The organism is Caballeronia sp. LZ016 (assembly GCF_031450805.1).
Lineage (GTDB): Bacteria > Pseudomonadota > Gammaproteobacteria > Burkholderiales > Burkholderiaceae > Caballeronia.
The window spans coordinates 284,150-299,593 of the sequence record NZ_JARTVY010000001.1; the positions used below are offsets into that span (position 1 = coordinate 284,150).

At 64.6% G+C, this 15,444-nt stretch carries 14 protein-coding genes; 5 read left to right on the forward strand and 9 right to left on the reverse strand.

The window, feature by feature from the left end; translation table 11 throughout:
- Nucleotides 1-2 precede the first annotated feature (2 nt).
- On the reverse strand, nucleotides 3-1,232 hold the full coding sequence (locus P9220_RS01320; RefSeq protein ID WP_309763213.1) for an efflux RND transporter periplasmic adaptor subunit: 1,230 nt from the start codon (nucleotides 1,230-1,232) through the stop codon (nucleotides 3-5).
- A 376-nt stretch (nucleotides 1,233-1,608) separates the two neighbouring features.
- Between P9220_RS01320 and P9220_RS01325 the strand changes: the two genes are divergently transcribed.
- The gene (locus tag P9220_RS01325; RefSeq protein WP_309763214.1) at nucleotides 1,609-2,253 is read left to right on the forward strand and encodes a TetR family transcriptional regulator; all 645 of its coding nucleotides are present in this window, start codon (nucleotides 1,609-1,611) and stop codon (nucleotides 2,251-2,253) included.
- A 1-nt stretch (nucleotide 2,254) separates the two neighbouring features.
- Here the strand turns inward: P9220_RS01325 and P9220_RS01330 are convergent, their stop codons facing one another.
- The 8 genes from P9220_RS01330 to P9220_RS01365 all read right to left on the reverse strand — a co-directional run bounded on the left by P9220_RS01330 (nucleotide 2,255) and on the right by P9220_RS01365 (nucleotide 10,118).
- The gene (locus tag P9220_RS01330; RefSeq protein WP_309763215.1) at nucleotides 2,255-2,875 is read right to left on the reverse strand and encodes a cysteine hydrolase family protein; all 621 of its coding nucleotides are present in this window, start codon (nucleotides 2,873-2,875) and stop codon (nucleotides 2,255-2,257) included.
- Between the two features lie 49 nt (nucleotides 2,876-2,924).
- Entirely contained in the window at nucleotides 2,925-3,734 is an 810-nt protein-coding gene (locus P9220_RS01335) for an SRPBCC domain-containing protein (protein WP_309763216.1), read from the reverse strand.
- 104 nt (nucleotides 3,735-3,838) lie between these two features.
- Nucleotides 3,839-4,213 carry a DUF427 domain-containing protein gene (locus P9220_RS01340; RefSeq protein WP_309763217.1) on the reverse strand — a complete coding sequence of 125 codons (375 nt, stop codon included), beginning with the start codon at nucleotides 4,211-4,213 and terminating at the stop codon, nucleotides 3,839-3,841.
- A 164-nt stretch (nucleotides 4,214-4,377) separates the two neighbouring features.
- A complete protein-coding gene (locus tag P9220_RS01345) occupies nucleotides 4,378-4,875 on the reverse strand; it encodes a carboxypeptidase regulatory-like domain-containing protein (RefSeq protein ID WP_309765339.1) in 498 nt (165 codons plus the stop codon).
- Between the two features lie 136 nt (nucleotides 4,876-5,011).
- Nucleotides 5,012-6,520 (reverse strand): DegQ family serine endoprotease, encoded by a 1,509-nt coding sequence (locus P9220_RS01350; RefSeq protein WP_309763218.1) that lies wholly within the window; start codon nucleotides 6,518-6,520, stop codon nucleotides 5,012-5,014.
- A gap of 199 nt (nucleotides 6,521-6,719) precedes the next feature.
- Nucleotides 6,720-7,607, reverse strand: coding sequence for a YadA-like family protein (locus tag P9220_RS01355; RefSeq protein ID WP_309763219.1), 888 nt, complete (start codon nucleotides 7,605-7,607; stop codon nucleotides 6,720-6,722).
- A 547-nt stretch (nucleotides 7,608-8,154) separates the two neighbouring features.
- Entirely contained in the window at nucleotides 8,155-9,456 is a 1,302-nt protein-coding gene (locus P9220_RS01360) for an ATP-binding protein (RefSeq protein ID WP_309763220.1), read from the reverse strand.
- Entirely contained in the window at nucleotides 9,456-10,118 is a 663-nt protein-coding gene (locus P9220_RS01365) for a response regulator (protein WP_309763221.1), read from the reverse strand. Before P9220_RS01365 ends, P9220_RS01360 begins: the two co-directional genes overlap by 1 nt.
- Nucleotides 10,119-10,320: 202 nt before the next feature.
- Here P9220_RS01365 and dacB point away from each other — a divergent pair, with 202 nt between their 5' ends.
- The 4 genes from dacB (at nucleotide 10,321) to P9220_RS01385 (ending at nucleotide 15,056) form a co-directional block, all read left to right on the forward strand.
- On the forward strand, nucleotides 10,321-11,934 hold the full coding sequence (gene dacB / locus P9220_RS01370) for a D-alanyl-D-alanine carboxypeptidase/D-alanyl-D-alanine-endopeptidase (RefSeq protein WP_309763222.1): 1,614 nt from the start codon (nucleotides 10,321-10,323) through the stop codon (nucleotides 11,932-11,934).
- Nucleotides 11,935-12,210: 276 nt separating this feature from the next.
- A complete protein-coding gene (locus P9220_RS01375; RefSeq protein ID WP_309763223.1) occupies nucleotides 12,211-13,317 on the forward strand; it encodes an SGNH/GDSL hydrolase family protein in 1,107 nt (368 codons plus the stop codon).
- A gap of 24 nt (nucleotides 13,318-13,341) precedes the next feature.
- Nucleotides 13,342-13,704 (forward strand): DUF4123 domain-containing protein, encoded by a 363-nt coding sequence (locus P9220_RS01380; RefSeq protein ID WP_309763224.1) that lies wholly within the window; start codon nucleotides 13,342-13,344, stop codon nucleotides 13,702-13,704.
- A 692-nt stretch (nucleotides 13,705-14,396) separates the two neighbouring features.
- Nucleotides 14,397-15,056, forward strand: coding sequence for a PAAR domain-containing protein (locus tag P9220_RS01385; RefSeq protein WP_309763225.1), 660 nt, complete (start codon nucleotides 14,397-14,399; stop codon nucleotides 15,054-15,056).
- The last annotated feature ends 388 nt before the right edge of the window (nucleotides 15,057-15,444 follow it).

Here is a 15,444-nt window from a genome sequence, read left to right on the forward strand (position 1 = left end):
TTTTACGCGCCCGAGGCAGCAGATGCGGGTTGAGCGGACGACGCGGACTGCGCGGCTTGCGCATCGCTCGCCTGGGAGGCGCCCCCGGCCGCTGCCGGCAGTTGCGCGGGCACTGCCTTGACGTCCGCACCCGGCTTGACCTTGTCGACGCCTTGCACGATCACGCGGTCACCCGGCTTCAGGCCGCTTTCGACGACCCAGTTCTGGCCGTAGGTGCCGGACGTGACGAGCTGGCGCAGCGCGACCTTGTTGTCGTCGCCGACGACGAGCGCGGTCGGCGTGCCCTTCTGATCGTGCGTGATGCCGATCTGCGGCACGACGAGCGCGCTCGGATTCACGCCCTCTTCGATGCGCGCGCGCACGAACATGCCCGGCAGCAGCACGCGGTCCTTGTTCTGGAAGATCGCGCGAACGGTGACGGAGCCGGTGGTCTGATCGACGGTGACGTCGGTGAACTGCAGCTTGCCCTTCTCCGAATAGACGCGGCCGTCTTCCAGCACGAGCGACACCTTCGCGGCATTCGGGCCGCTCGTCGTGAGACGGCCTTCCTGAATCTGGCGACGCAGCTTGAGGCCATCGAGACTCGACTGCGTGAGATCGACGTAAGTGGGATCGAGCTGCTGAACGGTAGCCATCAGCGTGGCCTGGCTCGCCTGCACGTAGGCGCCCGGCGTGACCTGCGAAATGCCGACCTGACCCGTGACCGGCGAGACGACATCGGTATAGCCGAGGTTGATCTGCGCGGTATCGACGGCAGCCTTGCCCGCTGCCACATCGGCTGCGGCCTGGCCTTGCGAGGCGACGGCGTTGTCGTAGTCCTGCTTGCTGACGGCGTTCGCCGCGACGAGCACCTTGTAGCGATTCGCCTGCGCGGTCGTCGATGCGAGATTGGCCTGCGCCTTCGCCAGCGACGCCTTCGCGTTGTTCAACTGGGCGATGTACGGCGCCGGATCGATCTTGTAGAGCCGCTGCCCCGCCTTGACGATGCTGCCTTCGGTGAATTCACGGCGCAGCACGACGCCGTCGACGCGCGCCCGCACCTGCGCGACGAGATACGCGCTCGTGCGGCCCGGCAGTTCGGTCGTGACCGGCACGGCGGTCGGCTGGACCGTCACGACGCCGACTTCGGGCGTCTGCGGCGGCGGGGCCGATTGTTTCTGTCCGCACGCCGCCAGAAGCATGGCAGCCGTTGCGGCACTGACGAGGTGATAGGGAACCCTTTCGAAGCGCATGGAGCGACCTCTGTTCATAACTGGTAGCGAAAAAAAACGCGTGCCTCTCAAAAATGAGAGGCAACTCGTCGCCTGAATGCCGACGCGCGCATCTGTGATGCCGGCAGCGCACGACTTGGACGCGGCCGCTGGCGCTGCTGACGAATCTGACCATCGGTGGACGAAATATGACCAAAAAGCCTTGAAACGGTCTTGACGTCGTGTGGGGTGGTATTATAAATACATTCACGAATGAATGTAAAAATCTGCTACAGCGCAGATTACTGGCGTAACAAACATCCGCCGCGTCGGGCCTGTAACGCTCAAACGCTCCCCGTCAATCCCCTTTCGCACTACCCGCCGACGCGCCCGGCTCGCGGCAGTTGTCATCACGAACATGGTCAGACGAACCAAGGAAGAAGCGCAGGAGACGCGCAACCGCATTCTGGACGCCGCCGAACGCGTTTTTTATGAAAAAGGCGTTTCGCGGACGTCGCTTGCGGACATTGCGCAGGCGGCGGGCGTCACGCGCGGCGCGATCTACTGGCACTTCACGAACAAGGGCGACCTCTTCAACGCGATGTTCGACCGCAGCCTGCTGCCGCTCGACGAGCTCGTCGAAGCGACGCTCGACGGCAAGGAGCCGGACCCGCTCGCGCATATCCGCGAGATTTTCGTCTGGTGCATGCGCAACATCACCGCTGACGAACAGCGCCGCCGCGTGTTCGACATCCTGTTTCTGAAGTGCGAATTCGTCGAAGAGATGGGGCCGGTGCGCGAGCGTCACCAGAACAACATGCGCGACGGGATGGAGCGGATCGAGCGGGCGCTGCGCAACGCCATCGACAAGCAGCAATTGCCGGCGGCGCTCGACACGCGGCGTGCCACCACGCTGCTTCACGCACTGTTCACCGGCATCCTGCATGACTCGCTGATGCTGCCGGAAGCCGTCGATCCGGCGCAGGATTCCGAAGCGCTGATCGACGCGTGCTTCGACGCGTTGCGCTCGAGTCCTGCCTTACTGATGCCGGCGAGCGTCTGAATCAACGCGCGACGGAACGCGCCCGCTGATTCGATGCGTAGATGTTGTCGCGTGCCGGCGGCTCGCCGTTCGCGAGCGCAGCGATCCATTCGTCGGTAGTCAGCACGGCGGCGAACCGCGACTGCATCACGACCGTGAACACGCGATGAATCTCTTCCGCGCTTGCCCGGCCCGCGCGGTTTTCATACGGCACGGCGCCGGTCGCATCGACGAGAAACTCCACCGACAGGCCAGCGTGGACGGCATGACGCACGGTGGAATCGTCGCAATTGTGGGTCATGTAACCGGCGATCACGATGGTGTCGATTTCGCGCGCCGCGAGCCAGCCGGCGAGGTCCGTGCCCGCGAAGGCGCTCGGCAGCGACTTTTCGACGTAGTGCGCGCGCGGACGATCTGCGACGGATTCGTGAAGTTCCGCCATCGCAGAACCGCGCGCGAAGATCGGCGCGGTGGACGGCGCGAAATTCTGCACCACGACAATGGGGATGCCGTGGGTATCGGCGGCGTCCATCGCGCGACCGATGTTGGCAAGCGATACCTGCACGTCGGGATATTCGATCGGCAGATTGCCGGTGACGTATTCGTTCTGCACGTCGATGACGATGAGCGCGCGGCGGGGCATGGCGGGTCCTCGATGGGTTGGAACCGGAGACTGTAACGCCGGAGCCGCGTTACTGCAGCGCCGCCCGCCGCGCAAAAAACACCAGTGCCGCGATCCCGATCAGCATCGCTACCCAGGCCCAGCCCGGCAATCCGAACGGGTGCGTATCGTGCCGGTGCTCCCGGTCATGCGCGCCGAACGCGTGCGTCCCGAGCCGATGCCGCAGCACGCCGCTCGCGGCGGCATCGCCGGATGCGAGATGCATCGCGCGCGCCGTCGAGCCCCCGCGACGCGAGAACGCCGCCGACATGCCGCCCGGCCGCAAGAACACGTGACGGCGCGTGCGCTCGCCTGCCGCGCGCATCGACGGCAAGCCGTGCTTGGCGCGCACGACTTCGCAGAATTCGGCGAAGAAATCGTCGGCCCCTTCGCGCAGCGCGTTCTCGATCTGACGCGGCGGCAAGCCGGCGAGCGGGCCCGTGACCGTCGCCCAGACGGTGTATTCGATCCACGTGGCGCTTGCGTCGTCCTCCGCATTCAGTGCGACCGCAATCTGCCCGCGCAATGAACCCACGCCCTCCCCGCGCGCCTTGAAACTGAGCGTGCGGGCGTAGCCATCCTGCTGCGCGTCGCCGTGCTCCCGCGACGGCGGCTCCATGCCGCCGCCCTGCCGCGTGCGCCCCGCAGGATGCGCGCGCACCTCGTAGCGCGCCCGCAGCGCGCCGAGCGGCACGACGAGCGTCAGCGCGTACTCACCGGCCGGCGTGCGCGCAAACGACTCGCAGTTTTCCAGGCTCGCCCGCAACAATGCGAGGTCGCCGAGCGCATCCCGGACATGCGCCGGGTCGAGCGGCACGCGCAACGCTTCCGTGACTTCCATCCGGGCCTCCGGGACGAGAAACGCCTGACGCTGGCTTTCGATCGCGTTCGATCGGTTCCGCCTGTTTTGGCACGCCGGCCAGCGCGCGTCTGTGCGGCGGCTCGCTAAGAAGTCTCGTCGATGCGATCCACCCGCGACGGATAAAACGCCAGATACCCCTTGATGCCCGCCACGGCGTCGAACGGGCTTTCGTAGCTCCAGACGGCGTTCTCGATCGGACCGTCTTCGGTCAGCAGATGGTAGTAGGTGGCATCGCCCTTGAACGGGCAGTGCGACGTGTGAACCGAGCGTTCGAGCCGCGCCATGTTCACGTCGGCGCGCGGAAAATAGTGAACGTTCTCGTGCCCCGTTTCGCTCAGCGTGAGGGATGCGTGGGTATCGGCGTACGTGACGCCCTGGTGGATGACGCGGCAGCGCCGGGCGTTCGGCAAAATCTCGATGCGGTGCGCCGCGTGCCCGTCGTTCAGGTCCGTGCTCATCGTGCTGTCCTCCGCGCTGCGGTTCAGAGAAGCGCGAGGCGCGACCGCGCGCCCCGTCACAAGCCACAAAAAAGCCACGAGCTAACCGGAGTCGACTCGTGACTTGATTATGAGACAAACTCCCGTCGCGGGGGAGTGGCAGTCCTGATACGCGGCTCACCGCGTCATTGGATGTTCCAGTGGAACGCCGCCTTTGCCTTGCCCGGACCGGCCACGCTGACGGATTGCTTCTTCTCCTGGTCCTTGTACTTCGCGTAGACCGTGTAGTTGCCCGCCGGCAGTTTGACGAGCATGTAAGGACCCATCGATTCCGTGTTCAGGACTTCGCCGCCCTTCCCGCCGACGATTCGCACGTGCACGCCCGACAGATAATCCGCGGTCGGCCCGGTGAAGCGCAGCGATAGCGCCCAGTGCGCCTGTTCGCGCAACAATGCGCGCGATTCGTCGAGACCGACGCCGCCCGACGTGTAGGACACATCGCCCTGTTGCTCGATCTGCGGCAGGCCGCCGCCGTTGCTGTTGCCCGCGCTGCCCGTGTCGGCCGTGCCGGCGCTTGCAGCATTCACGCCGCTCGCCGCTTGCGCCCACGCGCCGCTCGCGAGACCCGCGGCGAGCGCCGTCGCCAGCAGCGTCGCTGCCAGCTTTCCCGTTTTGCTCGTCATCGTCATCGTTGTTGGCTCCTTGTCCGATGCCGCCGTGCGCCGGAGCGCCAGCGACGTCACGCCCGATGCGCCAGGTCAGCGCGATAGGGCACCGCAACGCAAAAAGCACGCTGCGTGCCCGCCGCAGCCGCAGCGATCAACCCAGATCCACGGGCACGAAGATCTGCGCATCGTCACGCTGGATCAAGAGCGCGAGGCTGTCGCCCGCGTGCGAAACCATCGCCTTCAATTGCTGCACGCTGGTGACGGGCTGGCCGTTGACGGCCAGGATCACGTCGCCCGCCTGAATGCCCGCGCTCGCTGCCGCGCCGTTCGCCTGTTGCACGACGAGCCCGCGCGACAGCGATCCCTCCTGCTTCTCCTCCGGCGTGAGCGGCCGCACCGCGACACCGAGCCGCGCATCCTGCGATGCGCCGCCGCTGCCGTCGCCGTTCGCATCGGCGCTGGCGGTCTTCGCATCCTTGAGGGCGCCGATCTTCACGTCGATATCCTTCGTGGTCTTGTCGCGCCACACTTGCACCTTCGCCGAACTGCCCGGCGACAGTCCCGCGACCTGCGACGGCAGCGACGTCGAATCCGTCACCGGCACCCCGTTCAGCGCGACGATCACATCGCCCGGCTGAAGACCGGCCTTCGCCGCCGGTCCGCCCGGCTCGACCGAACTCACGAGCGCGCCCTGCGGCGCCTTCATGCCGAACGAATTGGCGAGTGTCTTGTTCATCGCCTGCACGGTCACGCCCAAACGCCCGCGGTCCACGTGTCCGGTCTTGATGAGCGCGTCCTTGACCTTGATCGCCTCATTGATCGGGATGGCGAACGAAAGACCCTGAAAGCCGCCGGTCTGCGAATAGATCATCGAGTTGATGCCGATGACCTCGCCCTGCAGGTTGAAGAGCGGCCCGCCCGAATTGCCCGGATTCACCGGCACGTCGGTCTGAATGAACGGCGTGTAATTCTCGTTCGGCAACGCGCGCGATTTCGCGCTGATGATGCCCGACGTCACCGTGTTGTCGAAACCATAAGGCGAGCCGATCGCCACGACCCACTGGCCGACCTTGCTGCCGTTCGGGTCGCCGATCTTCACGGTCGGCAGACTCTTCGCGTCGATCTTCAGCACCGCGACATCGGATTGCTTGTCGGCCCCGACGACCTTCGCGCGGAACTCGCGCTTGTCCGTCAGCTTGACCGTGACGACGTTCGCGTTATCGACGACGTGCGCGTTCGTGAGGATGTAGCCGTCGCTACTTACGATGAAGCCCGAGCCGAGCCCTTCGCTCGGACGATCCGCGCCGGGGCCGCCCTGGCCACCGCCGAATCCGGGCATGCCGCCGAAGCGCCTGAAGAACTGATAGAACGGATCGTCGGGGTCCATCGGCAACTGATTAGCGCCGTTGCGGCGCGCGGACGCCTGCTTCACCACGTGCTTCGCGCTGATGTTGACGACGGCCGGGCCGTAAGTTTCGACGAGGCCCGAGAAATCGGGGATGCCGGTCTTGGCGGCGGCTTCGGCCGGCATCATCGCGGCCTGCGCGGGCGCGATGACCTGCGGCGCGGGAACGTTGTTATGGCCGGCGACATAACCTGCCGACAACGCAACGGCGACTGCGGCGGCGACGGCGCTACGGGTGACAATCTTCGCTTTCATCGTGTGCTCCAGATAACAGGTGCGCTTGGGTAGAGCGGACTCTACGGATGACGGAAGATTAAGGGGTGTCGCTTAAATCTTTCTTAAAGCCGTGCAACGTCGATAGTGAAAGAAAACCGAAGCAAGCCCAAGAAAGCGAAAGGGCGGCTGCCCTTTCGGATAGCCGCCCTTCGATGGCGTTGTGGACTGACCGGTGCGTTCAGAACTCGTAGCCGACCTGACCGCGCACGCCCGTGTCGCCGTGCGGTGTCACCGATGCCGCCGCGTTCACGAGCCAGCGATTGTTCTCCGAGCGATACGTGCCGCCCAGACCGATCGCCGTATAACCCTTGTAGTTCGCGACGCCCGCTGCGACCACCGTCCTGCCCGGCTGATTCGGCGTGAGGTTGGGCATCGCCATCGCGGCAGCGACGCCCGCGAACGCTTCGCGCGCAACCGCGTTCACATTGTTCTGCAGTGCGTTCAACTGATTCATGTTGACCGCGTCCGTGCCCCGCACGCCGGCTGCGACGTTGGTCACGCGACGCTCGTTACCCGCCGATCCCACCGATACCGTGTTGTCCTCGGATGCGACCGAACGGTCGCCGAGCGCGACGGAGTTCGCCGCCGTGGCCTGCGCGCCGTTACCGATGGCCGTCGCGTTGGCACCGGTTGCAGATGCGGGCGCATCGTTGGCCTGCGAAGCGAGAACCGGCGTTCCGCCGATGGAAATGTTCTGCACGCGCTGGTTCAGCGCATCGACCTGGACGTTGGTCTGATAAAGCTGCGAGCCGTTGACCGCATCGGTGCTGTCGGCGCTGAGCGCGCCTGCCGCGACGCCTGTGACCTGACGCGCGCCGCTTGTGCCGGTGACGTCGACGACCGTGCCGTCCGTGTCCTTGCCAACGGTGATGGCGCGCGTCGTCGGGTCCTGCCGGACGAGGTTGACGGCGCCGCTCAGCGCGTTGATGGCGGCGGTGTTGTCCGCCACCTGCAGGTTGGTTGCGTAAAGCTGTGCGCCGTTGACCGCTTCGGTGCTGCTCGCCGAGAGTTCGCCGGGCGCGAGCCCCTGGATCTTGCTGCCGTTCATGTCCATGAGCTGATGCATCTGGATGCTCGTACCTGCACCGATGTCAACGGTGCCGTCGCTCAACTTTACCCACTCCGACGGGTTCGCACTACTGTCGCCCGCAAGCTGCACGAAGTCCGGCGTAGCTGTAGTGCAACCATTGGGGTTGTAACCCATCATGGTGCCCGCACTGCCGTAGGCGGTAAATGTAGCACTGCTGCACACGGTCACCCATCCCGCGTCAGCGAACGCGGCCGTGCTTCCGATCGACATCGCGCAAACGGCGACGATAACCTTTGCTCGGCTCGCGCATATCGCTTTCATAATTCTGCGGCCGGAAATGCCGTACCTGCAGCTCGTAATCTTCATTGCACCGCCTCCTCAGGTTAACAAACGAGCGATGAAGCGTACTGAGTGACGTGTACCGGGCGAAAGCAGAGTTTTCCTAAATGACTTGGCGATACGCGGTCCTTTTCAGCCTTTCAAAAAAAACTAGAAGACAAACCTCAATCAATATCTGATATTCGCGGCCATTTAGCAGGATTAACTGGCGAAGCACGGCGTCTTCTATTAGTTCGACGCGTTCTCAAAGCCGGACGACGACTTTCAGGCCTCCACCCGCCGACTCCGCCAGATCGACGCTCGCCCGGTGCTGGTCCGCGATGCGCCTGACGATCGCAAGCCCCAGTCCGCTTCCCGCGACATCCGTCCGCGCACGGTTCGCGCTTTCCCCCACGCGATAGAAGCGGTCGAACACACGCTCGCGTTCATCGGCTGGAATGCCCGGCCCCGTATCGGCGATCTCCACGACGGGCCGCCCGTCGCGCAGCGTCAGGCAGACATCCACACGTCCGCCCCTCGGCGTGTACTTGGTCGCGTTGTCGATCAGGTTGTTGAACATCACGCGCAGCGAATCCGGATCGCCGATGACCGTCGCCGGCTCGCTCGCCTCGATGCCCAGGTCGACGCCGCGCTCCTCGGCGACCAGCACGTATGCGCGCACGCAGTCGTCGAGCAGCGCGCGCAGATCGACGGCCTTCGCGACCGCCTTGCCATCCGGCTCCGATCGCGCCAGCGCGAGCAGTTGCTCCGCGAGCCGCGTCGCCCGCGCGATGCCTTCATTGAGATCCGAGAGCGCCTCGCGGCGGGTCGGTTCGTCATCCGCGCGCGCGACGAGCTGCGCCTGGATCTTCACGGCGGCGAGCGGTGTGCGCAGCTCGTGCGCGGCATCGGCGACGAAGGCTTTCTGCGTATCGAGCGCCGCCGACAGCCGCGACAACAGCGCGTTCAGTGCCCGCACGAGCGGCCGCACTTCCTGCGGCAGGCGTTGATCGGAGAGCGGATCGAGCGCCTCGGGGTGACGCGTGTCGAGCGCACGCGTCACGCGCTGCAGCGGCGCAAGCCCTTTGCCGACGATCACCCAGATGGCGAGGCCGAGCAGCGGCAAGAGCAGCACGAGCGGCCACAGCGTGCGCCACGCGACGCCCGCCGCGACGCGATTGCGGATCGACAGCGGCTGCGCGAGCTGCACGACGTTATCGCCGACGATCGCGCTGTACACGCGCCATTCGCCGCGCGCGGTCATTTCGGTGGAGAAGCCGAGTTCGGCATGCGGCGCGAGCGGCACACGCGGATGCGAGTAGTACATCAGCACGCCGTTGCGGTTCCATATCTGGATGACGACGCCTTCATCGCTTTCGCTGCGCGACGTCAGCACCGACGAGAACGGCTCGGACGGCAGCGCCGCCGCGATTTGCTGAAGCTGGTAATCGAACAGCTCGTTGGCTTCGGCGAGCGCCTGCCGGTAGGTCAGCCATCCGGCAAACCCGACGCCGACGATCACGAGTGCGAGCAGCCAGATCAGCAGTTGGCGGCGGATCGACCGCATCAGGCGTCCTTCGCGACCATGTAGCCGAGACCGCGCACGTTGCGGATGAGATCGGCGCCGAGCTTCTTTCGCAGCGAATGGATATAGACCTCGACGGTGTTGCTGCCGATCTCCTCGCCCCAGCCGTAGATTTTCTCTTCGAGCTGACTCTTCGATAACACCGCGCCGGGCCGCGCCATCAGCGCTTCGAGCAACGCGAACTCACGCGCCGACAACGCGACCGGCGCGCCCGCGAGCGTCACCTGATGCCCGACCGGATCGAGCGTCAGGGTGCCGTGCCGCACGAGCGATTCGCCGCGTCCCGCGTGACGGCGGATCAGCGCGCGCATGCGGGCGCCGAGTTCGTCGAGATCGAAAGGCTTGACCAGATAATCGTCGGCGCCGGCGTCGAGGCCTTTCACGCGATCCGCGATCGCATCGCGCGCGGTGACGATCAGCACCGGCAGCGGATTCGCCCGGGCGCGCAGCGTCTTCAGCACGTCGAGGCCGTCGCGCTTCGGCAGGCCGAGATCGAGCAGCATCAGGTCGTAGGCTTCGCCGGCGACGGCCGTGAGCGCCGCCTCGCCGTCCTGCACCCAATCGACCGCGAAGCCGTCCGCGCGCAGTGCCTTGCGCACGCCCTCGGCGATCATCCGGTCATCTTCGACTAGCAGGATACGCATGTCATCGTCTTCGGTTGGGGATGCGGTGATTTTATCCGCGCGGCCGCACGGCAGGCTTAAGCGTGACTTAACCGCCGTCCTGCGCGCCGGCACGTCCGTACGAATTCCGCAAGCCGGCTTGTCTACAATAGCCGCTTCGCCCGGGCCGGCCTTCGACTCTGGCGCCGCCGCCCCGACTTTCCTTCAAGAACGCAAGCCCCGTATGCTGTTTTTTTCTCCGATTCCCGGTTCCGTTTCCGCGCGTCTGTCGACGTTCGCACTCGCCACGGCGCTCGCCTGCGCCGCGCTCTCCCATTCACCCGATGCAGCGGCGCGCGGCGGCACGAAGTCGGAATCGCAGAAGCATGCGCCGGAGCGCGCGGCGATCGGCGGCGCGAAGGCGAAGAGCGTGAAGAAAGCCGCACGAGCCGAGAAGGCCGCGCGCGTCGCGGCGCCGGCCGGGCCGCTGCCCGCATCGGTGATGGGCGCACTTGCCCGGGCGCACGTGCCGCTCTCGTCGATGAGCGTGGTCGTGCAGCGCATCGGCGCGGCGACGCCGCTCGTCGCGATCAACGCGGACCGGCCGATGCTCCCCGCATCGACGATGAAACTCGTCACGACGTACTCGGCGCTGTCGATGCTCGGTCCGGACTATCGCTGGAAGACGACTGCCTACGCGGACGGCGACGTCGATGCGCAAGGCATCCTCCACGGCAATCTGTACATTCAGGGCACCGGCGACCCGAAGCTCGTGCCGGAAGAACTGATCGACCTCGTCGGCCAGATCCGCCAGAGCGGCATTGCCGGCATCGACGGCGCGCTCGTGCTCGACAAGCGCTATTTCGACGCCTCCACGCGCGATCTCCCCGCCTTCGACAACGACGACGCCGCGCCCTACAACGTCGGCCCCGATCCGCTGCTTTATGCGTTCAAGTCGCTTTCGTTCACGCTGACGCCGAATCCGGACGGGCAAGTCTCCATCGACGTCCTGCCGCAACTCGCGCAACTGCAGATCGACAACGAACTGCGCGTCACGCGTGGCGCATGCGCGGGCACGCTGCCGGCGGCATCGCCGAGCGTGGCCCAGACGCAGGGCGGCTTCGTGCAGGCATCGTTCATCGGCGACTATCCGCTGCGCTGCGGATCGCGCACGATCAACGTCGCCGCGCTCGATCATTCGACGTTCTTCGCGGGCGGCTTCCTCGCGTTGTGGAAGCAGGCGGGCGGCACGTTCCAGGGCGCGACGCGCGAGGGCCCGACGCCTTCGAACGCGCGGCTCGTCGGCACGCATCGCAGTCCGGTGCTGTCGGACATCGTTCGCGACATCAACAAGTACAGCAACAACGTGATGGCGCGCAACCTGTTCCTGACCGTCGGCGCGGCGCAAGGCAAGCCGCCCGCCACGACGGCGAAATCGGCGCAGGCCATCCAGACGTTCCTGCGCCGCAGCGCCCTGCCGATGAACGGCCTTTCGCTCGACAACGGCTCGGGACTATCGCGCGACGAAACCATCGCGGCCTCCTCGCTCGCGGATCTCTTGCTGGCGGCGAACGCGAGTCCCGTCGCGCAAGTGTTCGTCGAATCGTTGCCGATCGCGGGCGTCGACGGGACGATGCGCAACCGGCTCTCGAACGCGGGCGCGGGCGGCAACGCGCACATCAAGACCGGCACCTTGCGCGACGTGCGCGCGATTGCGGGCTATGTTGGCGCGGCGGACGGGCAGAGCTATGTGGTCGTGAGTTTCATCAACGATCCGCGCGCGGAAGCGGCCCGCGCCGCCCACGACGCGCTGCTCGAATGGGTCTACGAAGGCCCGGGCAAGGCGGCGGGCGAGTAAGGCCTGCGATGAGCATCGGCGCGGGTGAATCGGCTATCGAGTGAAACCCGCGTCGTCGGTTTGTTTGCGGCCGGCGACCGAAGGATTGTTCTACAAAGTCACGCGCGATGAGGCGCGCGCGGCGTGTACGCTTGAAGGCGCGGCGGGGCGAGAAGAACCGAACGAAAGGCATCGCTCGACATGCGCCCTGCTTGCGGCACAATCGATGCAGCAGCACGAGCGGCGCATGCAAGCGCCGCGAGACAAGTACAAAACCGAAGAACGGAGACGAGGTCCATGAAGAAGCATCGCTCGACGCGCGCCGCCCTGGCGCGTTACGCCCGCACCGCCATCGCGGGCGCGGCATTCGCCCTGCTCGCCGCATGCGGCGGCGGTTCAGACGACAACAATTCGACGCCCGCCGGCGGGATCAAGCTGCAGGTCGTATCGTTCGGCGACAGCCTGTCCGATGCCGGCACGTACGCGCCGGTCGCGGCGGCCAACTTTGGCGGCGGACGCTTCACGACGAACCCTGGCCAGGTGTGGGTGCAGGACGTCGCGCAGTATTACGGCGACACGCTGACCCCGGCGATGACCGGCGGCTTCGGCACGCCGCCCACTGCACAGGCCGGCTTCGGGTACGCACAGGGCGGCTCGCGCGTGTCGAATCCGATCGGCATCGGCCACCGCGGCACGGACCCGGCAAATTACGCGGGCGCGCTGACGGTGCCGGTCTCGACCCAGGTGACGAACTATCTGAGCTCGCATGGCAGCTTCAACGCGGGGCAGCTGGTGATCGTCAATGGCGGCGCGAACGACATCCTGTATAACCTGACGGCCGTGCAGGCGGGCCAGATGACGCCGGCGCAGGCGACGGCGGCGATCGGGCAGGCGGCGATCGATCTGGCGGGCATCGTCGGCAAGATCGTGCAAAGCGGCGCGACGCATGTGCTGGTGTCGAACGTGCCGGATATCGGCACGACGCCACAGGGCATGATGAGCACGCCGACGACGCGGGCGCTGCTGTCTCAGGCATCGCTCGGCTTCAATCAGGCGCTCGCGGCCGCGCTGACGCAGACGGGGCTGATGTCGAAGGTGATTTTCCTGGATATCGTCGGGCCGCTTGCGAATATCACGGCGAATTACCAGCAGTATGGTTTCGCGGTGTCGAATACAGGCACGGGCTGCAATCTGCAGGCGATGGCCGCAGCCGCGAAGGGATACGGCGAGCCGAATCCGAGCGATTTTGCGACGTCGCTGTTCTGCTCGCCGCAGACGCGCACGACGGCGGACGCGGACCAGACGTATATGTACGCGGATACGGTCCATCCGACGACGCATCTGCATGCGCTTTATGCGCAGACGGCGGAGCAGAAGATTGCTGCGGCGGGGTTGGGGAAGTAGGGGTTCTTGCGGGTCGATGATGTGATGAAAGCCGCTCGAGTGAAACGTCGAGCGGCTTTTTTTTGGCTTTCGCGATGCCTTGGGTTTGTGAGAGACCGGCTGCAAGGAATCCATCAGTTCAACGGCACGAGCCAGAGCCGCAGGGTCTATTTCCGCGCACGCGGAGGGACCCTTGAAGCGTCGCGTCCATCCGTGGTCTGGCTCTTCTGCACGGATCACGCGCCAACGCTGGCGGCAAAGCTCCGCGAACGCTTGAACGCCGTGCAGCCGGACGGCCAGGAGGTGCTATTGCGCTATTGGGACCCGCGCGTACTGCATGAGCTGGCTACGTCGCTCAGGAAGACGGCACGCGCCGATTTCTTCGGCGCGGCGCTCAAATGGCTTTAGCTGTTCGACGGCGAACGTTTTTATATCAAGTCGAATGGATAAGTTCGAGTCCACATCTGACCTAGAGAACCCATTGCGTTCTGCCCGAGCCGAGGCGGAACGGCTAGGCTTTTACCGAGGAAAAGCACCTCGTCGCCTTCCTTTTTATGGAGAGTGTGGAACCGGGTTTTTATAAGAGACCCGTTATCGCGGAGCAATTGCGAGAACCGGGGTTGTCGCCGCAGAAGCGCATTGAGGTGGATGACCAAAGCGCCCGAACCGCCATATCGCGGTCGCAATGGCTTTCTTCGGCGTCGATCCAAAAGTGAGTAACCCCCAATCAACATAACATGTATAAGTTTTCTGAAGATGAGTGGAAGGCGCTGGTACGTCTGACGATCGGAATTTCGTTCTGACGGTGAAGCAGGATATCGTTGATTATTCCCGAACCTTGCGGACGACTCAACTTTACTGGACCGGCTCAATGCCGCATTTGATCGAACGATGGAACTCGGCTTCGAGGACGATAAGAAGAACGTAGAATTTCTGTGGACGGAAGCCAACTACCCGAGCTTCTAAGACGAGTCTCCGGTCAAGCTGTGGCTGACGAAGCCGGGGAAACCGGAGCTTTACAATAATTCACCTCCAATCTCTCGAGTTCCGCCGTTGCATCGGTTAGCTTCCTATCTCTCTAACACCACACGAGCGACACGATGAATGAGAGGGTCAACTTGTATGCGACCGCTGGATCAAGAACAGAACGTGGTGGCGTCGTAAGTAAGGCAACGGGCAGTGTCACAATTGATGAACATTGCCTGGCATTGGTGGGCGATGTCGTCACCTACCCTGACGGCAGCGAAGCAGTAATCACCGATGGCGCTGGCTTCCGGTTGACGAACGGAGTCGTGCCGTATGCCTTGGAGGGAAGCGGACTCAGTAACGGGGATCGCGTTGTCGAACCCTTACAGCGTAAGTTCGGCGTCGCCGTCACTGAACGGACGCAAATCGAAGGTCTTTTCGACCCCGCCTACGTCGTTCCACCGCCCGCCCCTTCCTACCGCTTGGCAGTAGCGAAGTCGACTACTGCGCGCGGTGGTGTACTTCGCAGAACATCCGGTTGGTGGGAAGTTGATACTTTGGGGCGGGCTGCCGCTGTCGGGGATGCCGTCTCATATGCTGATGGGAGTATCGCGACCATCATAAGCGGCTTGCACGTGACGAACGGTATAGGTGTTTCCGCTTCCCTTGCTTTCGTGGGAAGTCGCTTGAACAACGGCGACGTTATCTCGGACAGTCCAGAGAGGCGCGGCCTCGCAAGCGCTGCGGTGTCCAGCGTCGTAGTGGAAGATTGCGAAGGGAGCGTGACATGCTAAGGCGTCCTTTTCTCGGCAAAGGTGATCGCGGCGGTAGCGCGACAATTATCGAAGGACTTGACTCGGTAACATGTTCGAATCCGCCGCCACTGGTTCACATCGCCACGCTCGGTATGAAAACCTATTGCACTGCCTGCAAAAGCGAGGGGGTTATTGCGCCAAGTGGTCCACGTCACCCGGGAACGGGACCGAATGGCGAAGGATGGGCGCTCAGCGGCGACATCAACCTATGCGGTTGTAGTCCCGCACCAGTGTTTCGCGCCGAGCGAAACATGGCCCAGATTTTCACGGGATATGAAGCAGGCCGGCACGAGGGACATGGCGTAAGTAGCGCTGTCGTTCCCGACTCTGGTAACCATTGGATTTTGTTCTCGTTGCGTGAATCCGG